This window comes from Pandoraea soli (genome assembly GCF_902459595.1).
Lineage (GTDB): Bacteria > Pseudomonadota > Gammaproteobacteria > Burkholderiales > Burkholderiaceae > Pandoraea > Pandoraea cepalis.
On sequence record NZ_CABPSG010000003.1, the window covers coordinates 75,302 to 101,001 of the forward strand.

General features: G+C 64.5%; 23 protein-coding genes. 17 read left to right on the top strand and 6 right to left on the bottom strand.

From position 1 onward, the window contains the following. Positions 1 to 81 precede the first annotated feature (81 nt). The 3 genes from PSO31014_RS06850 to PSO31014_RS06860 form a co-directional block, all read right to left on the bottom strand. Positions 82 to 903 carry an enoyl-CoA hydratase/isomerase family protein gene (locus tag PSO31014_RS06850; RefSeq protein ID WP_150550923.1) on the bottom strand — a complete coding sequence of 274 codons (822 nt, stop codon included), beginning with the start codon at positions 901 to 903 and terminating at the stop codon, positions 82 to 84. Between the two features lie 163 nt (positions 904 to 1,066). After that, positions 1,067 to 2,218 carry an ABC transporter substrate-binding protein gene (locus PSO31014_RS06855; protein WP_150550924.1) on the bottom strand — a complete coding sequence of 384 codons (1,152 nt, stop codon included), beginning with the start codon at positions 2,216 to 2,218 and terminating at the stop codon, positions 1,067 to 1,069. A gap of 277 nt (positions 2,219 to 2,495) precedes the next feature. Continuing rightward, a complete protein-coding gene (locus PSO31014_RS06860; protein ID WP_150550925.1) occupies positions 2,496 to 3,482 on the bottom strand; it encodes a fumarylacetoacetate hydrolase family protein in 987 nt (328 codons plus the stop codon). A 321-nt stretch (positions 3,483 to 3,803) separates the two neighbouring features. Here PSO31014_RS06860 and PSO31014_RS06865 point away from each other — a divergent pair, with 321 nt between their 5' ends. The 3 genes from PSO31014_RS06865 (at position 3,804) to PSO31014_RS06875 (ending at position 6,337) form a co-directional block, all read left to right on the top strand. Further along, positions 3,804 to 4,889 (top strand): DUF3108 domain-containing protein, encoded by a 1,086-nt coding sequence (locus tag PSO31014_RS06865; RefSeq protein WP_174976429.1) that lies wholly within the window; start codon positions 3,804 to 3,806, stop codon positions 4,887 to 4,889. Positions 4,890 to 5,112: 223 nt separating this feature from the next. Continuing rightward, entirely contained in the window at positions 5,113 to 5,907 is a 795-nt protein-coding gene (pcaD, locus tag PSO31014_RS06870) for a 3-oxoadipate enol-lactonase (protein WP_150550927.1), read from the top strand. A gap of 172 nt (positions 5,908 to 6,079) precedes the next feature. Then, complete coding sequence (locus PSO31014_RS06875) at positions 6,080 to 6,337, top strand: BTH_I0359 family protein (protein ID WP_017232000.1); 258 nt, start codon at positions 6,080 to 6,082, stop codon at positions 6,335 to 6,337. 134 nt (positions 6,338 to 6,471) lie between these two features. On the opposite strand, the gene PSO31014_RS06880 is transcribed toward PSO31014_RS06875, so the two are convergent. Continuing rightward, entirely contained in the window at positions 6,472 to 6,864 is a 393-nt protein-coding gene (locus tag PSO31014_RS06880; protein ID WP_017231999.1) for a rhodanese-like domain-containing protein, read from the bottom strand. Between the two features lie 146 nt (positions 6,865 to 7,010). Here PSO31014_RS06880 and PSO31014_RS06885 point away from each other — a divergent pair, with 146 nt between their 5' ends. The 3 genes from PSO31014_RS06885 to PSO31014_RS06895 all read left to right on the top strand — a co-directional run bounded on the left by PSO31014_RS06885 (position 7,011) and on the right by PSO31014_RS06895 (position 11,923). Next, positions 7,011 to 8,153 carry a homocysteine S-methyltransferase family protein gene (locus PSO31014_RS06885; protein WP_150550928.1) on the top strand — a complete coding sequence of 381 codons (1,143 nt, stop codon included), beginning with the start codon at positions 7,011 to 7,013 and terminating at the stop codon, positions 8,151 to 8,153. A 116-nt stretch (positions 8,154 to 8,269) separates the two neighbouring features. After that, entirely contained in the window at positions 8,270 to 11,029 is a 2,760-nt protein-coding gene (metH, locus tag PSO31014_RS06890) for a methionine synthase (RefSeq protein ID WP_150550929.1), read from the top strand. Between the two features lie 183 nt (positions 11,030 to 11,212). Beyond that, positions 11,213 to 11,923 carry an MgtC/SapB family protein gene (locus tag PSO31014_RS06895; protein ID WP_150551216.1) on the top strand — a complete coding sequence of 237 codons (711 nt, stop codon included), beginning with the start codon at positions 11,213 to 11,215 and terminating at the stop codon, positions 11,921 to 11,923. Between the two features lie 214 nt (positions 11,924 to 12,137). Here PSO31014_RS06895 and PSO31014_RS06900 read toward each other — a convergent pair whose 3' ends face one another. Next, complete coding sequence (locus tag PSO31014_RS06900; protein ID WP_150550930.1) at positions 12,138 to 12,464, bottom strand: DUF1840 domain-containing protein; 327 nt, start codon at positions 12,462 to 12,464, stop codon at positions 12,138 to 12,140. Between the two features lie 224 nt (positions 12,465 to 12,688). Between PSO31014_RS06900 and argS the strand changes: the two genes are divergently transcribed. From argS to PSO31014_RS06930, 6 genes are all read left to right on the top strand, one after another. Further along, positions 12,689 to 14,410, top strand: a complete 1,722-nt coding sequence (argS, locus tag PSO31014_RS06905) for an arginine--tRNA ligase (RefSeq protein WP_425494860.1) — start codon at positions 12,689 to 12,691, stop codon at positions 14,408 to 14,410. 66 nt (positions 14,411 to 14,476) lie between these two features. Beyond that, the gene (locus PSO31014_RS06910; protein WP_150550932.1) at positions 14,477 to 15,148 is read left to right on the top strand and encodes an SPOR domain-containing protein; all 672 of its coding nucleotides are present in this window, start codon (positions 14,477 to 14,479) and stop codon (positions 15,146 to 15,148) included. A gap of 250 nt (positions 15,149 to 15,398) precedes the next feature. After that, positions 15,399 to 16,082: a thiol:disulfide interchange protein DsbA/DsbL gene (locus PSO31014_RS06915; protein WP_130024693.1), complete on the top strand. Its 684-nt coding sequence runs from the start codon at positions 15,399 to 15,401 to the stop codon at positions 16,080 to 16,082. Positions 16,083 to 16,128: 46 nt separating this feature from the next. Continuing rightward, complete coding sequence (locus tag PSO31014_RS06920; RefSeq protein WP_150550933.1) at positions 16,129 to 16,983, top strand: SDR family oxidoreductase; 855 nt, start codon at positions 16,129 to 16,131, stop codon at positions 16,981 to 16,983. A gap of 99 nt (positions 16,984 to 17,082) precedes the next feature. Beyond that, positions 17,083 to 17,595 carry a hypothetical protein gene (locus PSO31014_RS06925; protein WP_246176455.1) on the top strand — a complete coding sequence of 171 codons (513 nt, stop codon included), beginning with the start codon at positions 17,083 to 17,085 and terminating at the stop codon, positions 17,593 to 17,595. A gap of 216 nt (positions 17,596 to 17,811) precedes the next feature. Further along, a complete protein-coding gene (locus PSO31014_RS06930) occupies positions 17,812 to 19,131 on the top strand; it encodes an MFS transporter (RefSeq protein WP_150550934.1) in 1,320 nt (439 codons plus the stop codon). A gap of 168 nt (positions 19,132 to 19,299) precedes the next feature. Here the strand turns inward: PSO31014_RS06930 and PSO31014_RS06935 are convergent, their stop codons facing one another. Continuing rightward, complete coding sequence (locus PSO31014_RS06935) at positions 19,300 to 20,382, bottom strand: MBL fold metallo-hydrolase (protein WP_150550935.1); 1,083 nt, start codon at positions 20,380 to 20,382, stop codon at positions 19,300 to 19,302. A gap of 128 nt (positions 20,383 to 20,510) precedes the next feature. On the opposite strand from PSO31014_RS06935, the gene PSO31014_RS06940 reads away from it, so the two are divergent. From PSO31014_RS06940 to can, 5 genes are all read left to right on the top strand, one after another. Further along, positions 20,511 to 20,948, top strand: a complete 438-nt coding sequence (locus PSO31014_RS06940; RefSeq protein ID WP_150550936.1) for a MerR family transcriptional regulator — start codon at positions 20,511 to 20,513, stop codon at positions 20,946 to 20,948. A 236-nt stretch (positions 20,949 to 21,184) separates the two neighbouring features. Continuing rightward, positions 21,185 to 21,670, top strand: a complete 486-nt coding sequence (locus tag PSO31014_RS06945; RefSeq protein WP_150550937.1) for a PaaI family thioesterase — start codon at positions 21,185 to 21,187, stop codon at positions 21,668 to 21,670. 98 nt (positions 21,671 to 21,768) lie between these two features. Further along, positions 21,769 to 22,950 carry an isovaleryl-CoA dehydrogenase gene (locus tag PSO31014_RS06950; protein ID WP_150550938.1) on the top strand — a complete coding sequence of 394 codons (1,182 nt, stop codon included), beginning with the start codon at positions 21,769 to 21,771 and terminating at the stop codon, positions 22,948 to 22,950. An 84-nt stretch (positions 22,951 to 23,034) separates the two neighbouring features. Then, on the top strand, positions 23,035 to 24,840 hold the full coding sequence (aceK, locus tag PSO31014_RS06955; protein WP_150550939.1) for a bifunctional isocitrate dehydrogenase kinase/phosphatase: 1,806 nt from the start codon (positions 23,035 to 23,037) through the stop codon (positions 24,838 to 24,840). 48 nt (positions 24,841 to 24,888) lie between these two features. Continuing rightward, a complete protein-coding gene (gene can / locus PSO31014_RS06960) occupies positions 24,889 to 25,569 on the top strand; it encodes a carbonate dehydratase (RefSeq protein ID WP_150550940.1) in 681 nt (226 codons plus the stop codon). Positions 25,570 to 25,700: the final 131 nt, after the last annotated feature.

A 25,700-nucleotide genomic window follows, 5' to 3' on the forward strand; every position in this document is an offset into this window, starting at 1 on the left:
TCCTGAACGCCATCCCGCGCACGTCGATGCGCAGGAGGCGTATGGGTATCGATCATACGCCGAGCGTGCGCCAATGGTGTGTCAGAACGGGGCGTCACCGCTGTAATCCGGCGCGCGACGCTCGCGCAGCGACGCAATGCCTTCGCGCACGTCCGGCCCCGCGAAGCCCATGAATTCGAGGGCGAGCGACGCATCGAACGAGGGCCCCGCGCTGCGCAACCAGTTGTTGAGCGCGTACTTGGTCCAGCGAATGGCCGTGGTCGAGCCGCGCGCCAGCTTGTCGGCCACTTCGAACGCGCGCGGCAGCAGGTCGGCCTCGTCGACGGTGAGCGACACGAGTCCGATGCGCTCAGCCTCTTCGCCCGTGACCGGCTCGCATAGCAGCAGGTAGTACTTCGCCTTCGCCATGCCGCACAGCAGCGGCCAGACGATGGCGGCATGATCGCCTGCCGCGACCCCAAGCCGCGTATGGCCGTCGATGATGCGCGCGGTCTTCGCGGCAATCGAGATGTCCGCGAGCAGGCCCGCGACCAACCCCGCCCCCACGGCCGGGCCGTGCATCGCGGAGACGATCGGTTTGCTGCAATTGATCACGTTGTAGACGAGATCGCGCGCTTCGCGCCACACGCGGGCGCGCACGGCGAAATCGTCGGCCATGGCTTCCACGAGCGACAGATCGCCACCGCCGGAAAACCCTTTGCCCTCGCCGCGAATGACGACCGCGCGCGTCTCGGTGTCGCGATCGATATCGCGCCACACATCGGCCAGTTCCTGGTGCATGCGATGGTCGGCCGTCGACAGGCCGCTCTTGTTCGCGCCGGCGCCCATGATGAGTTCGAGCACGCCATTGGGATGCCGCTTGAATTGCAGCGACTGATAGTGTTGATACGGGTCTTGCGACATGGCTTACCGCTCCAAAAAAATATCCCCGCGCAGGCGGGGATGGGGAGGCGGCGGCATCGGACAACGCCGATACCACCGACGGTCAATCTGTCGTGGATGCGCGCGGCATCGGCCGCCTCACCGTCATGCGAGATCGGCAGGACTCACAACTTTCGCGCTGCACTCACGGCGCGAGTTGCCACTTGCCATTCTCGATTTCGACCATCACACGGGCCCGCTGGTCGAGGCCGAGGTGATCGGTCGGGCTCATGTTGATCACGCCATTCGTCACATGCATGTTCTTGCTCGTCTCGAGCGCGTCGCGCAACGCCTTGCGGAATTCCGGCGTGCCCGGCTTGGCCGTCTTCAGCGCGATCGGAATGGCGCGCTGGAGCAGAATGCCGGCGTCCCATGCGTACGAGCCGAAGGCAGCCACCGTGCCGGCACCGAACTTGGCTTCGTACTTCTTGATGTAGTCGAGCGCCACCGCCTTGGCCGGATGATCGTTCGGCAGTTGCGACGCCACGAGTACCGGGCTCGCCGGCAGGTACGTGTTGTTGCAATCCTTGCCGCACACGCGCAGGAAGTCGTTATTGCCCACGCCATGGTTGTGATACACGAGCCCCTTGTAGCCGCGCTCGGCCAATGCCTTCGGCGGCAACGCGGCAGGCGTGCCGGCGGCGCCCACGACGACGGCGTCCGGATGCGCGGCCATGATCTTCAGGATCTGCCCCGTCACGCTCGGGTCGGTGCGGGCGAAGCGCTCGCTGGCGACCATCTTGATCTTGTGCAGAGCGGCGAACTTGGCGACTTCCTCGTAGAACGCTTCACCCAGCGCATCCCCCTGACCGATGAACGCCATCGTCTTCACGCCATGACGGCTCGCATGCTCGGCGATGGCCGAAGCCATCTGCGCGTCGGTCTGCGGCGTCTTGAACATCCAGTAACGCTTGGCGTCGACCGGTTCGATGATGCGCGCCGACGATGCCAGCGAAATCGTGGGCGTCGTGCCGCTGGCGATCACGTCGATCATCGCGAGCGTGTTCGGCGTGATCGACGACCCGATGATGGCGTCGACGTGATTCTCGGAGATGAGTTTCTTGGTGTTCTGAACGGCGGTCGTGGTGTCCGACGCGTCGTCGAGCATGATGTACTCGACCTTCTGGCCACCGATTTCGGTCGGCAGCATGGTGATCGTGTTGCGCTCGGGAATGCCAAGTGACGCGGCAGGCCCGGTGAGCGAGATATTCACGCCGATCTTGACCTGAGCGGCAGCGCCGCCGGCCAACGCCAGCAACATCGCACCCAGCAGGGCAGTGCGCACGGGGTTTCTCATGGAAAGTCTCCTGATCTGGTCTGGCCCGCGCTCGCTTTTTTCTCTTGCGCGGGCACCCCGGAAAAGATGCCTCGCGCCGCGCCGGCAAAAATTAGGGCCGGCTCGCCCACCCGATAGGGGTGCGAACCGACTCAAGGAGACAAAGCATAGCGGAGCCGGAATTCCCCGCCATATCCGGGTTCACCCTATTGACGGATCCCCGCACGCGTCGCAACGGTCCGCGGGACCCCGATCGTCACGGCCCACGGGCGTTTTCCGCCGCGGTGGCGACGAGATGTCATTCGTCCAGCGGCGAGACGGCCTGATCGATGGCGCCGAAGATCGACTTGCCCTGGGCGTCGAACATTTCGATGCGCACGCGATCGCCATAGCGCATGAACTCGGTCTCCGGCGCGCCCTTGTCGATCGTCTCCAGCATGCGCTTCTCGGCAATGCATGCGCTGCCGCGGCTGCGATCCTTGTTCGAGATCGTGCCCGAGCCCACGATGGTGCCCGCCCGCACATTGCGCGTCTTGCACACGTGCGCCACGAGCTGGCCGAAGTCGAACACCATGTCTTCGCCGCATTCCGGCGCGCCGAACTTCTTGTCGTTCCACTTCACGGTGAGCGGACGATGCACCCGGCCAGCGCGCCAGGCATCGCCCAGCTCGTCGGGTGTGACGGCCACCGGCGAGAAACTGCTTGCCGGTTTGCTCTGGAAGAAGCCGAACCCCTTGGCCAGCTCGGCGGGAATCAGGTTGCGCAGGCTCACGTCGTTGACCAGCATCAACAGGCGCACGCCTTCGAGCGCGCGCGCCGGGCTGGCACCCATCGGCACGTCCGACGTCACCACGGCGACCTCGCCTTCGAAGTCGATGCCGAAGTCCTCGGACGCGCAGACGATGTCGTCCGTCGGTCCGAGGAAGTCGTCGCTGCCGCCCTGGTACATGAGCGGATCGGTCCAGAATTCAGGCGGCATGTCGGCCCCGCGTGCGCGGCGCACCAGCTCGACGTGGTTCACATAGGCCGAGCCGTCGGCCCATTGGTAAGCGCGCGGCAGCGGTGCCATGCACTCGGCCGGATCGAACGCGAAGACGTTGCGCGCACGCTGGTGATTGAGTTCGGTGTAGAGCGTCTGGAGCTGGGGCGCGTAGAACGTCCAGTCGTCGAGCACGCGTTGCAGCGTGGGGGCGATGGCGTCGGCAATGCAGGCGCTCGACAGATCGCGCGAGACGACGATCAGTTGGCCGTCGCGGGTGCCGTCCTTGCGGGTAGCGAGTTTCATGGGATGGAGTCTGCGGACCACCTGAGGCCCGATAGAATGGCGCGTGAAGCCGAAGATTCTACCTGAGGGCATCGGCCGCCCGTTGAACGGCCGCCGACATGATCTGTCGAACCGAGTGCATCGCAATGTGAGATCCTGAGCTCGCGACGTTCAGGTGGATGGAGGCTCGCGACGTTGCGCGCCAAACGTCGGAATCGGCTGCATCATCCGCATCATCCGTATTGCCCTTATTGCTCCTTTCGCCAAGCAGTGTCCAACGTGCCCTCGGCCCCCAACGATTCCCAAGACGCCGTCTCGCCCCCCGCGGTCCCGATGCCGTCGGTGACGGCTCGCCCGCGCGGACGTGGGCGCACGCGTGGATTCGTCTGGGCCGGCGTGATGGTCGCCGTGCTCGCCGTCCACGGGCTCATCGCATTGTGGGTCGCCAGCGACCGGTCGTCGATGGAAGACACGCCGATTCCCGACATTGCGGTCACGCTGATCCCGCTCAAACCTGTCGCGCCTCCCGAACCACCTGCGCCGCCCGCGCCGCCGACACCCAAGCCGGCCGTCAAGCCGCGCCCCCGCAAGCTCGCCCCACCCGCGCCGCGGGCCGCCCCCAATACGCTTGCCGCACCGGCCACGGCGAACACACCCGCACCGCAGGCGGCTTCACAGACCGTCGCAAGCGAAGGCGACACGCCCGGGGCGCCCGCCAGCAGCGCACAAGCCACCTCACCGCCCGGCCCTGCGCTGACGGCAGCCGCCGCCAACGGCGACCGCTTTGATCCGCCCCCGTCTGCCTCGATGGCCTACGACGCTTACATGAACGGCGTGCGCAATCAAACCGGCGAGTTGCAGTGGGTCAACGCAAACGGCCATTACCGCCTGCGCGTGGCGGTGCCGATTATCTTCTTCGGCACGTTCGAATTCATCAGCGAGGGCGGTTTTGACGTCAACGGCATTGCGCCATCCCGTTATGTGGAAAAACGCGGTCGTCGCGCCGAATACGTCAGTGACTTCCATCGCGATGGCACGCCGATGCTGCACTTCTCGCGCTCCGGCCAGTCCATGCCGCTCGCGCCCGGCGCGCAAGACCGATTCAGCGTGATGATGCAGCTGGCAAGCTATGCGAGAGGCAATCCGGAACGCTACGCGCAGGTCGGCGTGACGCACGAGTTCACGGTGGTCGACACGGACAGCAGCGAAGTCTGGCCAGTACAGTACGTTGGCCAGGAAACCCTGCGCACACCGCAGGGCTATGTCGAGACCCGCCACTTCACGCGGTTGCCGCGTAAGGCGGGCGACGAGCGACGCGTCGACATCTGGCTCGCGCCATCGCTCGACTGGATGCCGGTGCGCGTCAAGCAGACCGAGCCGTCGGGCAATGAATTCGAACTGGTCTTCACCCAGAAATCGTCGCCTTGAGCCGGCTCGGCACGACACGGCACGGCCCTCCGGGGCGCTAAACCCCGCGCACCCATTCGTTAGAATTTCGAGCGATGTGCACGTCGCACCGCGGCGCGGCGCAGTGTTGTCCTGCTACTACGGTTCGCCAGCAGAAGTCCAAGGTTCCTGACATAATCAGAAACATCCCACTGCACCTACGCCACTTCGCCAACGCATCGACGAGATTTGGGGGCCGCTCACCATGAAAGTCAGTGCCAACGGTGCATCGATTCATTACGCGGTGGAAGGCCACGGTCCCTGGGTGACCCTCGCGCATCCGCTGGGCGCGGATCTCACGATCTGGGACGATCTGGTGCCCGACCTCGCGGCCCATTTCCGGGTGCTCCGATACGATAGCCGCGGCCATGGCCGCAGCGACGTGCCCGCCGGCCCATACACCATCGAACAACTGGCCGCCGACGCGACCGCCCTGCTCAATTCGTTGGAAATCCCGAGAACGCACTTCGTCGGCATTTCGATGGGCGGTGCCGTCGCGCAACAAGTCGCGCTCGACGCGCCCGAGCGCATCGCCAGCCTGACGTTGATCGACACCACGGCCGGTTACGACGACGCCGACGCGAAGGTGTTTCGCCAGCGCGCCACGCAGGCCCGCGAACAGGGCATGAAGGCGCTTGCCGACGGCACGCTCGAGCGCTGGCTGGGCGAGCGCTTCCGCAAGCGCCACCCCGAGACATCGGAACGCGTTCGCGCGCTGGTGGCCAAGGCGCATCCGGAGGGTTTCGCGGCCGCCTGCGAAGCGCTGGCCGCGTTCGACGTGCGAGCCAAACTGTCGGAAATCGACGCGCCGACCCTGGTGCTGGTCGGGGAAAACGATCCCTCCACGCCGCCGGCCGTCGCGCGACGCATCGCCAGCGGCATCGCCGGTGCCCGGCTGGAAATCGTGCCCGACGCCGCCCATCTGTCGATCGTCGAGCAGAAACAGTTCGTAACCAATGCCCTTGCAACGTTTTTGCTCGAGGCGTCCTCTAACGTGTGAACCAGCAAGCTGCGGGACCTGTAGCGGGATCTTAGACAAGGAGGGCCAAAACCATTGAATTCGTCAGCCGGTGTGCCGATAAGCGAATCATGGGGCACTGCCTCTTGAAATCGCGCCGCGTCGCCCCTATGTGGGTTACTGAGGACCATGCAGGAACACCAGGAGAGTTGCCATGCTCATGATTTACAACAGCCCGAACTACTATGTGGTCGAGTTTGCCGCGGATAACGGCGATCACGCGCTATCTGCCGGTGGCTATGAAATCGTGGACAAAACCGCTGGCCGTGAGATTTTTCTCGACGGCACGCTTGCCCGGCAATTCCGTGAAGAAGTGCAGAAGTTGATCGCCAGCGAGCCCTCCGAGGACGAAGTGGATGAATTCCTCGGCCAGTTCGATACCTTCATGACGAACCCGGTCGTGCTCCACTGACGCCAACACCGCACGCGGTGCCGCCACCCACACCCAACCCTCGCCACGGCGAGGGTTTTTTCATGGCGCCGAAGCTTACCGTCATGTCATGCCTCACCGGCGAATCCCGCGTGCCGACGGCCTCGGACACGCCTTCAGCACTGTTCCCACGGTAGCCCTTCAAAGCGCCAACCGTTCACGGCATTGCGATGATGGGTACCGTCCAGATCGCCCTCGAAGCCGTGCAGCACGGCATACACGTTGCGGAAGCCGGCCGCCTCGAGCGCCTCGCCCGCCGCGGTGCTCCGATTGCCGCTGCGGCAGATCAGCAGCACGGGGCGCTCGCCTCCGGCGCCGGCGAGCTTACGCACGCTCTGGACGAAATGCGGGTTGATCTCCCAATCCGGGCCGTCGTTCCACGCCACGTGGATCGCCCCGGCCGGGTGTCCCACGAACAAGTATTCCATTTCGCTGCGGCAATCGACGAACAGGGCGTTGGCCTTGGCTTGCAGAAACTGGTGAGCGGCGCTCGGGAGCAGGAATTCCATATCGTTGGCGAAAGCGGGTCAGGACGGCGCTGCGCGCGCGTCACGAATCGCCGCCGGCGCCGCCCGGCAGGCGGTGGCGCGCGGGCGGCGGGCGCGAAAACCATTACAATTATAGGTTTTCCGGCCACTCCAAGGCGACGTCCGTCATGACCACCGCTAGCCCATCCGCCGCCAACGCCCATACGGGGACCGCATCGACCACGGCTCACGCCCCCTCGCAGCCGCGCTACACGCGGGGTCAGGCGCTGCCCGCGCTGCTTGAATCGCGCATCCTGATTCTGGACGGCGCCATGGGAACGATGATCCAGCAGTACAAGCTGAGCGAAGCCCAGTACCGTGGCGAGCGCTTCGCCGACTTCGCGCACGACGTCAAAGGCAACAATGAGCTGCTCTCGCTCACGCGCCCCGACATCATCAGCGAGATTCACCGCAAGTACCTTGCGGCAGGCGCAGATATCCTCGAGACGAATACGTTCGGGGCGACGACGATCGCCCAGAGCGACTATCACATGGAGCATCTGGCCGACGAGATGAACCGTGAGTCGGCACGCCTGGCGCGCGAGGCCTGCGACGCCTTCAGCACGCCCGACAAGCCGCGCTTCGCCGCCGGCGCCATCGGCCCGACGCCCAAGACTGCGAGCATCAGCCCTGACGTGAACGATCCGGGCGCGCGCAACGTCGACTTCGATCAACTGCGCGACGCCTACTACGCGCAGGCCAAGGCGTTGCTCGAAGGCGGCGTCGATCTGTTCCTCGTCGAGACGATCTTCGATACGCTCAACGCCAAGGCCGCGCTCTTTGCCATCGACGAGCTGTTCGAAGACACTGGCGAAGTGTTGCCGATCATGATCTCGGGTACCGTCACCGATGCCTCCGGGCGGATTCTGTCGGGCCAGACGGTCGAAGCGTTCTGGAACTCGCTGCGTCACGCGCGCCCGCTCACGTTCGGCCTGAACTGCGCGCTCGGTGCGACGCTCATGCGTCCGTACATCGCCGAATTGTCCAAGCTTTGCAACACGTACGTGTCGGTCTATCCGAACGCCGGCCTGCCCAACCCGATGAGCGATACCGGCTTCGACGAGACGCCCGACGTGACGTCGAGCCTGCTCAAGGAATTCGCGCAGGCGGGCCTGGTGAATCTGGCGGGCGGGTGCTGCGGCACCACGCCGGAACACATCGCGGAGATCGCGAAGGCGCTGGCTGACGTGAAGCCGCGCCGCTGGCCGACGCAGTATCGCCCCACCGGCGGCAGCGACCGCATGGACGGCAACGACGGCGACGACGCCTGAGCGTCGCCACCGTCCGCCCGACGAAGACAAGACTGATTGCAGCAAGCCCGGCGCACCGCCCTCGCCCCTCACGCACGAGGCACGGCCGACGCGCCAACCACTGAACGGATTGCCCCATGAGCCAAACGCCCTTCCTGACGCCTGTTGAATCTGTCGAGCCAGTGCAGCCGATGCGCCTGTCCGGCCTCGAGCCCTTCAACATCGGCGCGGGCACGCTCTTCGTCAACGTCGGCGAGCGTACCAACGTCACGGGTTCGAAAGCGTTCGCGCGCATGATCCTGAACGGCCAGTTCGATGAAGCCCTCGCGGTCGCCCGCCAGCAGGTCGAGAACGGCGCCCAGGTCATCGACATCAACATGGACGAGGCCATGCTCGACTCCAAGGCCGCGATGGTGCGCTTCATGAATCTGATCGCCTCCGAGCCGGACATCGCGCGCGTGCCGATCATGATCGACTCGTCGAAGTGGGAAGTGATCGAGGCGGGACTCAAGTGCGTGCAGGGCAAGGCCATCGTCAACTCGATCTCGCTCAAGGAAGGCAAGGAAGCGTTCGTGCATCACGCCAAGCGGATCCGTCGTTACGGCGCCGCGGCCGTGGTCATGGCCTTCGACGAACACGGGCAGGCCGACACCTACGCGCGCAAGACCGAGATCTGCGCGCGCAGCTATCGCGTGCTCGTCGACGAAGCGGGTTTCCCGCCCGAGGACATCATCTTCGATCCGAACATCTTCGCGGTGGCCACCGGTATCGAAGAGCACAACAACTACGCAGTCGACTTCATCAACGCCACGCGCTGGATCAAGGCGCACCTGCCTGGCGCGAAGATCAGCGGCGGCGTATCGAATGTCTCGTTCTCGTTCCGCGGCAACGACCTCGTGCGAGAAGCAATTCACACCGTGTTCCTGTACCACGCGATTCAGGCGGGCATGGACATGGGCATCGTCAACGCCGGTCAGCTCGGCGTGTACGAGAACCTCGATCCCGAACTTCGCGAGCGCGTCGAAGACGTGGTGCTCAACCGCCGCGACGACAGCACCGAGCGTCTGCTGGAAATTGCCGAGCGCTTCAAGGGTGGCGCGCAACGGCGCGAAGAGAACCTGGAGTGGCGCAACCAGCCGGTCGAAGCGCGTCTCGCGCATGCGCTGGTGCATGGCATCACCACGTTCATCGTCGACGACACGGAAGAAGTGCGCCAGAAGATCCACGCCGCGGGCGGCCGTCCGATCCAGGTGATCGAGGGCCCGCTCATGGACGGCATGAACGTCGTGGGCGATCTGTTCGGCGCAGGCAAGATGTTCCTGCCGCAGGTCGTCAAGAGCGCGCGCGTGATGAAGCAGGCCGTCGCGCACCTGGTGCCGTTCATCGAAGAGGAAAAGGCGCGCATGGCGGCCGCCGGGGAAGACGTTCGTTCGAAGGGCAAGATCGTGATGGCCACGGTCAAGGGCGACGTGCACGACATCGGCAAGAACATCGTGACCGTGGTGCTCCAGTGCAACAACTTCGAAGTCGTCAACATGGGCGTGATGGTGCCCTGCGCCGACATCCTCGCCAAGGCGAAGGAGGAAGGCGCCGACATCGTTGGCCTGTCGGGCCTCATCACGCCGAGTCTCGAGGAAATGGCCTACGTCGCTTCGGAAATGCAGCGCGACGATTACTTCCGCCTGCGCAATATTCCGCTGATGATTGGTGGCGCCACGACGTCGCGCGTGCACACGGCGGTGAAGATCGCGCCGCACTATGACGGCCCCGTGATTTACGTGCCGGACGCGTCGCGCTCGGTGTCGGTCGCCTCGAACCTGCTGTCGGACGAGGCCGCCGAACGATATCTCGAAGAGATCAAGAAGGATTACGAGCGCGTACGCACGCAGCACGCCAATCGCAAGGCCACGCCGATGGTCTCGCTCGCCACGGCGCGGGAGAACAAGTTCAAGATCGATTGGTCGACGTATGTCCCACCCAAGCCGAAGTTCATTGGCCGCCGCGTATTCAAGAACTACGACCTGGCCGAACTGGCGGACTACATCGACTGGGGCCCGTTCTTCCAGACGTGGGATCTGGCTGGCCCCTTCCCCGCGATTCTCAGCGACGCGATCGTCGGCGAGTCCGCCCAACGGGTCTTCGCGGACGGCAAGGAAATGCTGGATCGCATGATCAAGGGCCGCTGGCTGACGGCCAACGGCGTGATCGCGATGCTGCCCGCCAACGTGGTCGGCGACGACGACATCGAAATCTATACGGACGAGTCGCGCTCGGAAGTCGCTTTCACGTGGCATAACCTGCGTCAGCAGAGCGAGCGGCCCGTGGTCGACGGCGTGCGTCGCCCGAATCGCTCGCTGGCCGACTTCATCGCCCCCAAGGACAGCGGGGTGGCCGACTACATCGGCGTGTTCGCGGTCACGGCCGGTCTTGGCGTCGACGCCAAGGAAGCCGGCTTCCTCGCCACGCACGACGACTACAGCGCGATCATGCTCAAGGCATTGGCCGACCGACTGGCCGAGGCGTTCGCCGAGTGCATGCACGCGCGCGTGCGGCGCGAGTTCTGGGGTTACGCCAGCGGCGAGCAGCTCGACAACAACGCCCTCATCAAGGAAGCGTACGTCGGCATTCGCCCGGCCCCGGGCTACCCGGCTTGCCCCGAGCACTCGGTCAAGGGACCGATGTTCCACTACCTGCAAGCCCATGAAGTCGGCATGAGCGTGACGGAATCGCTCGCCATGCTGCCCGCCGCGAGCGTCTCGGGTTTCTACCTGTCGCATCCGGACAGCACTTACTTCAGCGTTGGCAAGATCGGCCCCGATCAGGTCGAGGACTTCATGGAACGCGCCAACGTGGACGAGGCCACCGCCCGGCGCCTGCTCGCCCCGCAACTGTCGTAATCGCATCCCTTCGCGTGACCCGGCAGGCGGCATGACGACCGCACGCCGATGCCGGTGTCACGCCCCTGTCGCAACCGACGCGTAGTGTCCCGCCCGTTCGGGCTGAGCCGGCAGATCGGATCCTCGGCCGCCGGCGCCTTGCCATCTCCCGACCGGCTCACTTCGAGAGGTTCCATGCACGCACTGCAAAGCATTCAGAATTTCCACCTCCTGCCGCTGCTCAACACGGCCGTCTCGCTGCTCGTCGCGTTCATTCTGGGCACGATCATCGGCGTGGAGCGTCAGGTCCGCCAACGCACGGCCGGTCTGCGCACCAATGTGCTCGTCGCCGTGGGCGCCGCCGCGTTCGTCGACTTGTCGATGCGGCTCATGCCCGGCGATACGCGCGTGATTGCCTATGTCGTGTCGGGGGTCGGCTTCCTCGGGGCCGGCGCCATCATGAAAGACGGCGCCTCGGTGCGCGGCCTGAACACCGCCGCCACGTTATGGGGCTCGGCTGCCGTGGGCGCCGCCGCGGGGGCGAGTCTGATTGTCGAGGCGGTCGTCGTGGCGGGCTTCGTGCTGGCGGCCAATACGCTGCTGCGTCCCGTTGTGAACCGCATCAACCGCGCCCCGATCAATGAGGCGACGTCGGAGGCAACTTACGCGCTGTCCGTCATCTGCGCCCGTACGACGCAACGAGAAGTGCTCGACAAGGTGGAAGCCTGGCTCGAAGCGTCGAACTATCCCGTGCGCGCGCTCGATATTCGCCCGTTCGGCGAAGCGGAGGTCGAGATCGAAGCGCTGCTGCTGCCCACGGCCGTGCAGGCTGGTGAACTCGATGCCCTCTCCGATCACCTGGAAACGCTGCCCGGGGTGAATCAGGTGTTCTGGTCGAGCCGTTCGGACGACTAGGGAAACCTATCGAATGATGCGCGATGGCGGCGCATGTCAGCGCGTCACGGTATCGATCGCTGGCACTGAAAGTTGCAGATTCCGGGACGGGGAACTCACGCGAAAGCGAGAGGGGTTGGCGAGCGACGCGCTCAGACGAGGGGCGCGTCGTGCCGGACGAGGGGCGTAACCTGCCTCGCGCTGTCTGCGAGGGCCTGCAGTTGCCGTCGACCGCTTAACGGCGGCCAGTCTCCCACATCACGGCGACGTTTTCCTTGCGGGACTCCCGCAGCATATCGAGCAGCGGATACGCCCGTTGCGCCAGACGCACACGATCCTCTTCTTCTCGTTCGCCGGACTTCTTGCCTTCGTTTTCCTTCTTCGCGACGGCATTGTCTTCCGCGATGGCGGCTTCCAGCTTCGCGATGGCCTCACCCATTTCGTCCTCGCCGATGGCACCGCGCTCGCCAAGCTTCTTGCCGACCAACCCGAGCAGAAACTGCGCGAGATTTTCCAGCATGGTGATCGTGGGCGAAGCGTGCGACTTGAACGTTACCAGCATGTTTGTCTCCCTATTAGCGTTGTCCCCACCGCCGCCCCAAACGCACGTCACGCAACGCGTGGGATCAGCGGGCACCGTGACTTCATCATACACCTGTTAAAATCCGGTGCTGACGATTCAATTGCCTGTCCGGACGCGTCCGGACGCACCCGAAACACCCGCCAATGCTACCCGCACAAAAGAATGCTCTCGTCGCGCTGATCGGCGACGTCGTCGCCGGTCTGATGCCCGCAGACGGCACTGCGACCCACGCGCAAAATGCGCCGGCCTTGCCGACCATCCTGCTCGAACGCCCGAAAGTCGCCGCGCATGGCGATCTGGCCTGCAACGTAGCGATGCAACTCGCGAAGCCGCTGCGCGCCAATCCGCGCGAGCTGGCCCAGAAGATTGCCGATGCCCTCCTCGCCGACGCCCGCGCGAGCGGACTCGTCGACGCGGTCGAGATCGCCGGTCCCGGCTTCATCAACCTGCGCCTGGCCAACGCCGCGAAGCAGTCGGTGGCGCGCGCGATCCTGACCGAAGGCGCCGCCTTCGGCCACTGCGCCGTCCGCCATGACGACGCGCCGGTGCTCGTCGAGTTCGTCTCGGCCAACCCGACCGGACCGCTGCACGTGGGTCACGGCCGTCAGGCCGCGCTCGGCGACACGATCTCGGCGCTGCTGGGCACACAAGGCCATCCGGTCCATCGCGAGTTCTATTACAACGACGCCGGCGTGCAGATTCAGACGCTCGCCACCTCGGTGCAGGCGCGCGCGCGCGGCCTCAAGCCGGGCGACGCCGAGTGGCCGGAGTCGGCCTACAACGGCGACTACATCGGCGATATCGCGCAAGACTTCCTCGCACGCAAGACCGTGCAGGCGTCCGACGGTGCCCCTGTCACCGGCAGCGGCGACATCGAGGACATCGATTCGATCCGCGCGTTCGCGGTGGCCTATCTGCGCCGCGAGCAGGACATCGATCTGCAGACCTTCGGTGTGCGCTTCGATCAGTACTACCTCGAGTCGTCGCTCTACGCCGACGGCAGTGTCGAGCGAACGGTGCAGGCGCTCGTCGACGCGGGCGTGACGTACGAGCAGGACGGCGCGCTGTGGCTGCGCACCACCGATTACGGCGACGACAAGGACCGCGTGATGCGCAAGTCCGATGGCACGTACACATACTTCGTGCCGGACGTTGCCTATCACACCCGCAAGTGGGCGCGCGGCTTCCATCAAGTCATCAACGTGCAGGGGTCGGACCACCACGGCACTATCGCCCGCGTGCGCGCGGGGTTGCAGGCCCTGGGCATCGGTATTCCGACGGGCTATCCCGACTACGTGCTGCACAAGATGGTCACCGTCATGCGCCACGGCGAAGAGGTGAAGATCTCCAAGCGCGCGGGCAGCTATGTGACCGTGCGCGACCTGATCGAGTGGTCGGGCGGCATCACGGCCGAAACCCCGGTCACGGATCCGGCCGAGCGTGAAGCCGCCCTGCGCCGTGGCCGCGACGCCGTGCGCTTCTTCCTAATTTCGCGCAAGGCGGACACCGAATTCGTGTTCGACGTGGATCTCGCGCTCAAGCAGAACGACGAGAACCCGGTGTACTACGTGCAGTATGCGCACGCCCGCATCTGCTCGATCCTCACGCAATGGGGCGGCGACGACGCCCGTCTGGCCCACACCGACCTCGCGCCGCTCGACAGTGAACGCGCGCTCGCGCTGCTGCAACTGCTCGCCGAATACCCGGACATGCTCACGCGCGCGGCCGAGGAACTTGCACCGCACGCCGTGGCCTTTTATCTGCGGGATCTGGCGGGGGCGTTCCACTCCTTCTACAACGCCGATCGCGTGCTGGTCGACGACGAGACTGTCAAGCACGCGCGTCTGGCGCTGCTGGCGGCCACGCGTCAGGTGCTGCGCAACGGTCTTGCCGTGCTGGGCGTGTCGACCCCGGCCAAGATGTAAGCCCCAGTTATCCAACCCTTCCGAACGGCAAACGCATCGGAACTCTGTAAGGACGGAATCGACTCGATGGCAAACACACGTCGGCCTCCCCGCCAGCGGGGCGGTACTTTTCTGGGCATCGTGCTCGGCCTGATCGTTGGGCTGGCCGTTGCCGTCGTCGTTGCGCTCTACATCACGAAGACGCCGACCCCATTCGTCGAAAAGACGCCGCCGCGCCCGGCCGATAACTCACCGGCCGCGCAAGCGCCCGATCCGAACAAGTCGCTGCAGCCGCGCACGCCGCTGCCGGGCGCCGCGTCGGCCGTGGCCGGGCCGGAGTCGGCCTCGCAGGCCGTGACGTCGCCGCTCGTACCCGGCACACCGGTCACGTCGCCCACCGCGTCTGCGCCCACGGCACCGGCTCCGACGAAGCCGTCGCCCGCCGACATTCTCAGCGGCAAGTCGACGGTGCCGGTCGCGCCGCAGACCACGCCGCCCGCCAGCGCGACGGACACCGCCAACACGGGTTACTACCTGCAAGTTGGCGCATTCAAGTCGCAGAGCGACGCCGAGCAACTGCGCGCCAAGTTGGCGCTCTCGGGCTTCGAGGCGAAAGTCACGCAGCGCGACGCCAACGGCCTGACGCTCTACCGAGTGCGCCTCGGCCCGTATGGCAAGCTCGACGAGATGAACCATGTGCGTCAGCGCCTGCAGGATGGTGGCTACGACACGGCCGTCATCCGCTTCACGAAGCAATAAACGCAAAAGGCGTTGCTCGATGAGGGCAACGCCTTTTGTTTCGTCGCCCGGCACCGCGTCGCGCCCACGCGGAATGCATGGTTCACCGGCGGCATCGTTCGGGAAACGCCGGGGGTTGCCGGGAGGTTGAACCCGGCAGCGCGGCGCTGGTCATACGCACTAGCTTATCTGTCTGAATCCGGGATATGGTTTCGCAGGCACGCCGGCCAACCGATGGCTGGCGCGTCTGCCTCACTCCTCAACAACGATCATGAAAAAACTTCTTGGTACCGTTCTGCTGTCTTTCGGTTTCCTTTGCGGCGCCGCCTCGGCCTCGCCGGAAGCCCCGGTTGCGGGAACCGATTACCTGGTGTTGCCGCAAGCACAGCCCACGTCGGCCGGCGCGGGCAAAATCGAAGTCACCGAATTCTTCTGGTACGGCTGCCCGCACTGCAATGCGCTCGAACCGTCGCTGGAAGCGTGGGTGAAGAAGCAAGGCAAGGATGTCGTGTTCAAGCGCGTGCCGGTCGCCTTCCAGGACCGCTTCGAGCCGCACACGCGTATGTTCTACGCGCTGCACGCGCTGGGCCGCGAAGCCGAACTCACGCCGAAGGTCTTCAACGAGATCCACGTCAAGCACAACTATCTGCTGACGGCGCAAACGCAGGCCGACTTCCTCACGCAGTTCGGCATCGACAAGCAGAAGTATCTCGACGCCTATAACGGCTTCTCGACCCAGGCCAGCGTGAAGACGGCCAACAGGACGTGGCAGGACTACAAGATCGACGGCGTGCCGACGATCGCGATCCAGGGCAAGTACCTGGTCTCGCCGGCCACCTCGGGCGACGCCCTGCAAAAGGCCGGCAAGCCGGCCACGACCGAGCAGCAAACGTTCGATGCGGCGCTCAAGACGGCCGACGCCATCATCAACCAGATCCGCGCGAAGAAGCTGTAAGCTTCGCCGCTCTCCCAGCCCGGCCCCGGCCGGGCTTTTGCATGAGATGGCAACACACACGACATCACCGAAGGTCTTTATCACCGGCGCCTCGAGCGGATTGGGCGAAGCGCTCGCGCGCCACTACGCCGCGCAGGGCGCCATCCTGGGGCTGGTGGGCCGACGCGGCGACAAGCTCGCCGATCTGGCCGCCTCGCTCCCCCATCCGCATGCCGTACATAGCTATGCGCTGGACGTGCGTGACGCCCTCGCGTTGCGCGCGGCGGCCGACGACTTCATGGCGCGTCACGGCGTGCCGGACATCGTCATCGCCAATGCCGGCATCAGCCACGGCGTGACGACCGAAGACGTGGCCGATCTGCCGCACTTCGCGTCGGTCATGGACACCAACTGGCTGGCGATGGTCGCCACGTTCAGCCCCTTCGTGGCACCGATGCGCGAACGCAAACACGGCACGCTCGTGGGCATCGGCAGCGTGGCCGGCGTGCGCGGTCTGCCGGGGCACGGGGCCTACAGTGCGTCGAAGGCCGCCGCGATGACATACCTCGAAAGCCTGCGAGTGGAATTGCGCGCCGCCAAGGTCGCGGTCGTGACGATTGCACCGGGCTACATTCGCACCCCCATGACCGACGGCAATCCGTTCCCGATGCCGTTCCTGATGTCCTCGGACACGTTCGCGCGCAAGGCGGCCGCGGCGATCGCTCGACGCAAGCGCTTCGTGGTGCTGCCGTGGCCGATGGGCGTGGTGGCCTGCGTCATGCGATGCCTGCCGCGTTGGCTTTACGACATGCTCTTCGCCCGTGCGCCGCGAAAGCCACGGTTGTCCGAGCGCAAAGCGCACGACGACGCCTCGGCCGACACCGGCCAGCCGCCGGACGATCCCTCAACAGGCCCCAAATAGCGGCCAACGCAGGGATATCCCCCAAATCCAAGGGTGAAACCGGGGGAAGCTGAATGTCACGCGTTACATTGCTCCGAATCCCTAACGCGCGACGTCCCCATGAACGCCATGTCAACGCAAGCCGCGTCACGCGCTTGCCCCAATCGCGGCGTCGCGCTTCATCGGCGCATCGCCCTCATCCTTAGCCTGCCGCTCGCCCTGATGGTTTCCGGGTGCGCGGCGTTGGATCCCGGCAACTGGCAAATCGTCGGTCCGCCCGAATCGTACATCCGCCCCGCCCCGATCCTCGTCGCGCCGGCCCCCATGATCGTCGCCCCTGCACCGGTGATCGTGACGCCGGCGCCCACCATCATCGCGCCCGCCCCCGTCATCATTGCACCGCGACCGCCCGTCGTCATCGCGCCCGCGCAGCCCTATATCGTCGTGCCGCAAGCGCGACCACGCACGTCGCGCGATGCTGCTCACTTCCTGAGCGAGAAATGCTATTTGCAGAAGGGCGGCTGCTACACCAGCGAATATCGGGAAGGCTACGAGTTCAACCCCTACACCGGCACGTGGGAATGGGTCGGTCAACGAGACTATCGGTGGAAAGGCAGCCGCGGGAATCGATAGTCCGACACGCCCGCGTTTCTCCCTTGGAACACGCCGCCGGCCGTCGTGGCAGCGCGGATTATTGAACCGTTGTGGTGCATTGCGAACCTGCGCTAGAGTGCTCGTGTAACTTCGATAGAGGTACACACGACGTTAAACCGGTCTTGCCGTCAGCGAGCGGACGGACGTTAGCATACCGATCCGACTGCGGCACGCCCCACCAAGCAGGAGAGGCATATGCAGGCAACCCCCACCGGCGCGCCAGTCATCGATCCGGCGCTGCGACGCAAAGCGGTGATCGGTTCCACGCTGGGCAATGCATTCGAGTGGTTCGACTTTACGGTCTACGGTCTCTTCGCGGTCATCATCGCGAAACTCTTCTTCCCTGCGGCAAACGATACGAACTCGCTCCTCGCCAGTGTGGCGTCGCTTGGCGTAGCGTTCTTCTTCCGTCCCATCGGCGGGCTCGCGTTCGGTATGTACGCCGATCGAGCGGGGCGCAAGTCGGCGCTCTCGGTCATGGTGCTGCTCATGGCGCTGGGCACGGGCCTGATCGGCATTGCGCCGACGTACGCGGCAATCGGCTTCGCCGCGCCGCTGCTTATCCTGCTGGCGCGCGTCATTCAAGGTTTCTCGGCCGGCGGGGAATTCGGCGGCTCGACGGCCATGCTCATCGAGTTCTCGCCGCCCCACTTGCGCGGCTTCTACGGCAGTTTCCAGATGTGCTCGCAAGCACTGGCCGTCGCGTTCGCCGGGCTGTGCGCGTATGTGCTCAACACGTCGCTCACCCAGGAGGCGCTGGAATCGAGGGGCTGGCGTCTTCCGTTTCTGTTCGGGATTCTGATCGGTCCGGTGGGCTTTTATATTCGACGTCGCATGACCGAATCGCCGGAGTTTCTGGCCTACGCGGCCGCGCGTGCACCGACCCGCCGCACGCCGCTCGCCGACGTCTTCTCGCATCACTATCGCGCACTCATCGCCGGCTTCGGCCTGACGGTCGCTGCCACGACATCGTTCTACGTAACACTGATCTACACGCCGATCTACGCGGTCAAGCAGTTGGGATTGACGCAGGGCGCCGCGAGCCTGTCGACGTTCATCGCCGCCATGTTGATCGCCGCGCTGTGCCCGCTCACGGGCTGGATTTCGGATCGCGTGGGCCGCAAGCCGCTGATTCTGCTGTTCGTGCTGCTCTACGGTCTGACGTCGTTCTGGATGTTCACCCGGCTGCATGGGGCGCCGTCGATGGGCAATCTGCTGCTCGCGCAGATTCTGCCGGCCGTCTGCATGGGTTTCGTGTGGGGCGCGTTCCCGACGGCGGTCACCGAGGTGTTCCCGGTCGGCGTGCGCTCGACGGGCGTCTCGATTCTGTACAACGTCTCGGTGATGCTGTTTGGCGGTCTCGCGCCGTTCTGGATCACCTATCTGATCAAGGCGACGCAGAACCCACTGGCCCCCGCCTATTACATTCTGATGACGGTGGCGATCAGCTTGGTGACGTATGGTTTGCTAGGCCGCGATGGCCGGCAAGTGCCGGCATCGCCGCAACACGCCTGACGTCGCACACGACGCTACAAGCACGAGCGCAAACGCAATGCCCCGGCGACCTGATTCGGTCACCGGGGCATTGTTTTGTGGCCAACCGGATCCGGTCGGCCGCTCATACGCGACGCTCATGCCTACCGCTCGCACCTGCCGCGAAGGCAGGTCGTCGTGCAGGTCCGCTCAAACAGGCGAGAAGCGCCAGACGCCCTTCGCATCGCACTCACGCTTGAGTTCCCCTGCGCGCCAGAGCATGTGCAGGTGCGCCAGCGCTTCGCCCATCGCGAAGGTGGTCTGGTGCGCATCGAGCTTGCGATGGAACATGATCGGCACGATATCGCCCGCGCTTTGGGGCGACCGGGCGCAGGCGTCGCGCACTTCCTGCAGCCGTGCGGTATGGTGATCGCGCAGTTGGCCGATACGGGTGTGCAGTCCCGTGAACGGCCGGCCATGCGAGGGCAGCACGAGACAATCGGCGGGCAGATCGAGGTAGACACCGAGCGAGTCAAGGAACAGTTGCAGCGAGTTGGCTTCGGGTTCGATGTCGAAGACGCTGACGTTGGTCGAGATACGCGGCAGCACCATGTCGCCGGAGATGAGCACGTTGTGCTGTTCGGAGTACAGCGCCATGTGCTCGGGCGAGTGGCCGTAACCCGCGATCAAACGCCAGTCGCTGCCGCCGATGCGCAGGGCCTCGCCGTCGCGCAAGCGGAAGAAGCGCGAAGGCACTTCGGGCACGAGGTCGCTGAAGTAGGTCTTGCGGTGGCGGATCTGGTCGATCATGGCCTCATCGGCGAGTCCATGCGAAATAAAGTGCGCCACGGCGAACTCGCCGCCGGCATTGGCGGCGTTGTTGTTGACGGCCTCCGACATGAGGCGGCCCCACGCGTAGTCGCCCTGCGACATGGCGAGCCGGGCTGACCAGCGGGGTTTGTCACCGCCTTTGCAGATCCAGTGCGCGAGGCCGAGGTGATCGGGGTGGCAATGCGTGACGACGACACGCAGAACCGGCTCGCCGCCGAGCGCGTTCTCGAACACTTGTTCCCAATAGGCCTTGATCTGCGGATGGGTGATGCCGCAATCGACGATGGTCCAGCCTTTGACGCCATCGATATCGTCGCGCAGCAACCACAGGTTGATGTGATCGAGCACGAACGGCAGCGGCATGCGCACCCAGAAGACGCCCGGCGCCACTTCGTGCACGGTGCCGCCTTCCGGCAAGAATTCTCCGAGGGGGTAATTCAGTTGTTGTTCAAGGGCATTCACGAGGGCCAGGCTCCAGATGGACTTGTTCTGTCGTTGTCGGTTAACGCCGTCACCGATTGCATAGGAAGCAACTTGACGCTAACGTAAACGGCAATTCTATCTGCAATGGTAAGCACCTGCTTAACCCGATGCTCACATATACGATTACCGAGCTTGCCCGCGAGTTCGACATTACGCCCCGTGCGATCCGTTTCTACGAGGATCAGGGTCTGCTCACACCGGCTCGCGAAGGTCCCGGCGGGCGCCACCGCGTCTACACCGGGCAGGATCGCACGCGTCTGAAATTGACACTGCGCGGCAAACGTCTCGGACTCACGCTCTCGGAGATCAAGTCGATTCTCGATCTCTACGCGTCGCCCAAGGATACGGTGTCCCAGCTTCGCGTGTTCCTCGAAACGCTGTCCCAGCATCGGCAGGTGCTTGAGCAGCAACTCGAAGACCTTCACGCCACGCTCGACGAGGTTGCGCAACACGAAGCCCAATGCCTCGCGCTGCTCGAGGCCGCCGGTGAAGCCGCCCCCGCCGACGTCGCTCGACAGTCGAAAACGACCGCTGTGTCGCACTGATTCGTCAGATTTCGGCTTCGGTTTCGACTTCTGTTTCGGCCTCGGCGTCGACCTCGGTTTCAACCACCTACTGCCCCGCCCCGCCTCAACCCGCCTCGCCCTGCGTCCTGCCCCGGGGTCGCCGTCCCGCCCGGCCGACCTTCGTGCTTTCGATGCTGGAAAGCCCTTACTTTACGTTTACGTAAACGTAAAGTAATATCCAGGCACTCGGCTTTGTCCGTACTTCCACTCCGATCATGGCCAACCTCCCTGTCTCTCACGCTGCACCGCTCGACGACGCCGTCGCCGCAAAGATCCGCGCCAGCTTCGACAAACAGGGCGTCATGACGCATTGGGGTGCGCGTCTCTCGCATCTTGCCGATGGCCACTGCGAAATCTCGTTGCCGTTCTCGGACAAGGTCAACCAACAGCACGGTTATTTCCACGGTGGTGTGATCGGCGCCATCGCTGACTCGGCCGGCGGCTACGCAGGCTACACCCGCATCTCGCCGGACCAGGAACTGGTCACCGCCGAATACAAACTGAACATTCTCGCCCCCGGCAAGGGCGATACACTGATCGGACGCGGCCAGGTCGTGAAAGCCGGTCGCACGCTGATCGTCGCCACCGCCGAACTGTACGTCGTCGACGACGGCCAATGGACGCTTTGCGCACTGATGCAGCAAACGCTTTTCGTGCTGTCGGCAAGTCCCTCGGCAACGTCGTCTCCCGCGACTCGCTGAGCGCCGCCTCACCGGATTCACCGAATCAACCTCATTAGCCGCACCACCGAACCCATGCGCGGGCTAACGGCCACGCGCCACCCTCTGGAGACTGTGTCATGACCCTGTTGCCCGGACTCAATTTCATGCTCGGCGAAGACCTCGATATGCTGCGCGAATCGGTCGCGAACTTCGCCTCCAAGGAAATCGCCCCGCGCGCAGGCGAAGTGGACCGCACCGACCAGTTCCCGATGGACCTGTGGCGCAAGATGGGCGACCTTGGCGTGCTCGGCATGACGGTCTCGGAAGAGTACGGCGGCGCGAACATGGGCTATCTGGCGCACATGATCGCGATGGAGGAAATTTCTCGCGCTTCGGCGTCGATCGGCCTGTCGTACGGCGCGCACTCCAACCTTTGCGTCAACCAGATCCATCGCAATGGCACCGCCGCGCAAAAGGCGAAGTACCTGCCGAAGCTCGTGTCGGGCGAGCATATCGGGGCGCTCGCGATGAGCGAACCGAACGCGGGCTCGGACGTGGTCAGCATGAAGCTGCGCGCCGAGAAGCGCGGCGACCGTTTCGTGCTCAACGGCACGAAGATGTGGATCACGAACGGCCCGGACTGCGACACGCTGGTCGTCTACGGCAAGACGGATCCGGAAGCCGGTGCCCGCGGCATGACGGCCTTCCTCGTCGAGAGGGGCATGAAGGGATTCTCTGTCGCGCAGAAGCTGGACAAGCTCGGCATGCGCGGCTCGCACACCGGGGAGTTGGTGTTCGAGAACGTGGAGGTGCCCGAGGAGAACGTGCTGGGCCAGATCGGCGGCGGCACGAAGGTGCTCATGAGCGGTCTGGACTATGAGCGCGCGGTACTAGCCGGCGGCCCGCTGGGCATCATGCAGGCGGCCATGGACGTGGTCGTGCCCTATATCCACGACCGCAAGCAGTTCGGCCAGTCGATCGGGGAATTCCAGCTAATCCAGGGAAAGGTCGCGGACATGTACACGATTCTGCAGGCAAGCCGCGCGTATCTCTACGCGGTGGGCCGCCAGCTCGATTCGCTCGGTCGCGATCACGTACGTCAGGTGCGCAAGGACTGCGCGGGGGTGATTCTGTACACGGCGGAGAAGGCGACGTGGATGGCCGGCGAAGCGATCCAGATTCTCGGCGGCAACGGTTATATCAACGAGTACCCGGTCGGGCGCCTGTGGCGCGACGCGAAGCTTTACGAAATTGGCGCGGGCACGTCGGAAATCCGCCGCATGCTGATCGGCCGCGAGCTGTTTGCGGAAACCATGTAACCCCACGACACATCGACTGACATTCAGGCGCAGGCAGCAGCGCTACAATCCACTGAGACCGCTCCCGCGCCTGTCCCGACCGGTATGAATCACTTCCCGAAACTCCTGTCGTCGCAGTTTGCTTACGACGTCGCCCGCACGATGCTGGACGGCTTCGACAAGCATTACCGCATCTTCCGCGACGTCTGCGTCGCGGCGCAGGCATGTTTCGAGGCGGGCGATTTCACGGGCATCCAGAAGCTCCAGCGCGACCGCATCGCCTATTACGACGAACGCGTGCGCGAATGCGTCGTGACGCTGGAAGACGAGTTCGACGCCCAGTCGCTCGACGACGATGTCTGGCAGCAGGCAAAGCTGCACTACATCGGCTTGCTCACGGAGCATCGTCAGCCAGAGCTGGCCGAGACTTTTTTCAACTCGGTGTGCTGCAAGATCCTGCACCGTTCGTACTTCAACAACCGCTTCATCTTCGTTCGCCCGGCCGTGGCGACGGAGTATATCGAGAACGACGCCCCCGCCGCAAAACCAACGTATCGCGTTTATTACCCGGCGCAAGACGGCATGGCGGCCACGATCGCGCGCATCGTCACGAATTTTCAGCTCACCCGCCCGTTTGCCGATCTGGCGCGCGACGTCGGCTACGTGATGCGCGCGCTCGACGAGACGTTCGGCGACTTTGTGCCCGCACCGAATTTTCAGATTCACGTGCTCGCGTCGCTGTTCTTCCGGAACAAGGCGGCCTATATCGTGGGACGTATCGTGAACGGCGACGTGACCACGCCCTTCGCCCTCTCGATCGTGCACGACGCGAACGGCAAGCTGGCGCTCGACGCCGCCCTGCTGCGCCGCGACGAACTCCGTGTGGTGTTCGGCTTCACACATGCGTATTTCATGGTCGATATGGAAGTGCCGTCGGCCTACGTGCAGTTCCTGCGCACGATCATGCCGGGCAAGCCGAAAGCGGAGATCTATACGTCGGTCGGCCTGCAGAAACACGGCAAGAACCTGTTCTACCGCGACTTCCTGCATCACCTGAAGCATTCGAGCGACCTGTTCGTGAGCGCGCCGGGCATTCGTGGGCTGGTCATGCTGGTTTTCACACTGCCCTCGTATCCGTATGTCTTCAAAGTGATTCGCGAGCGCTTCGCGCCGCCCAAGGAGACCACGCGCGAGCAGGTGAAAGCGAAGTACCTGATGGTCAAGCAGCATGACCGCGTGGGCCGGATGGCCGATACGCTGGAGTTCTCGAGCGTGGCCTTCCCGCGCGCGCGCTTCGACGACGCCCTGCTCGCCGAACTCCAGCGCGAAGTGCCCTCGCAGCTCGAAATCGACGGCGACGCCCTCGTGATCCGCCACTGCTACATCGAGCGCCGCATGACGCCGCTCAATCTGTGGCTGCAATCGGCATCGGACGCCGAGGTCGACCAGGCCATGCGCGAGTACGGCAACGCGGTGAAGGAGCTGATGGCGGCGAACATCTTCCCCGGCGACCTGCTGTACAAGAATTTCGGTGTCACGCGCCACGGCCGGGTGGTCTTTTACGACTACGACGAACTGGAATATCTGACGGATTGCCACATCCGTCGAGTGCCGGAACCCCGTAACGAAGAAGAGGCGATGTCGGGGGAAGTCTGGTACCGTGTAGGCCCGCACGACGTGTTTCCGCAGACGTTCGAGACGTTCCTGACAGGAGACGCGCGCGTGCGGCACTCCCTGAGCCAGCATCATCCGGATTTTTTCGACCCCGGCCTGTGGCAGGACTATCAGGACCGGGTGCGAGCCGGACAGATGCACGACTTCTATCCGTACGATGTCTCGCTGCGTTTCGTCAATCGCTACGGCACCGGCCACGGTGCCACCAGCGCCCCGCCCCGCGCGGCGGCCGCTTGAGCATTCAATGTCTCCCAGCACACGACACGTCCACCGGATGACACGATCATGACCGAAGACAAAGACCAACCTCTCCTCCATCTGCTCGATAACAACCGCGCCTGGGTCGCCAGCGTGAACGCGGAAGACCCCGCATTTTTCGAGCGGTTGTCGAAGCTGCAAACGCCGGAGTACCTCTGGATCGGCTGCTCGGACTCACGCGTACCGGCCAACCAGATTACGGGCCTCGCGCCGGGCGAAGTGTTCGTCCACCGCAATATTGCGAACGTCGTGGTGCACAGCGATCTGAACTGCCTGTCGGTATTGCAGTTCGCCGTCGAAGTGCTGAAGGTTCGCCACATCATGGTGGTCGGCCATTACGGTTGCGGCGGCGTGGGCGCGGCGCTCGACGGCGCGAAGATGGGTCTCGTCGACAACTGGCTGCGCCACGTGCGCGATGTCTACGAGCGCCACGTCGAGCAGATCGACGCGCTGCCGTCGCACGACGCTCGTCACGACCGTTTGTGCGAACTGAACGCCATCGAGCAGGTGGTCAATATCTGTCATACGACGGTATTGCGCGACGCGTGGGCCCGCAATCAGGCCGTAACGGTGCACGGCTGGGTGTACGGCCTGCGCGACGGTCTGGTGCGCGACCTGCGCATGTCGGTCAACAGCCTCGAAACCCTGCCGCGCATTTACGACCGCTGCGTGGCCGCGATGGCCGAATTACGCAATCCACGCGCCTAAGCGAGCCACGTTGTCCGGCCCCGCCGGACACACCCCTCGCCGGGCGCGCGGACGATGCAAGGACTGAAGCATTGGATATTCGGGGGCTGACGAACCCCGTCCGCAGGGACGATCGTCGGCCCCGCAAGCGA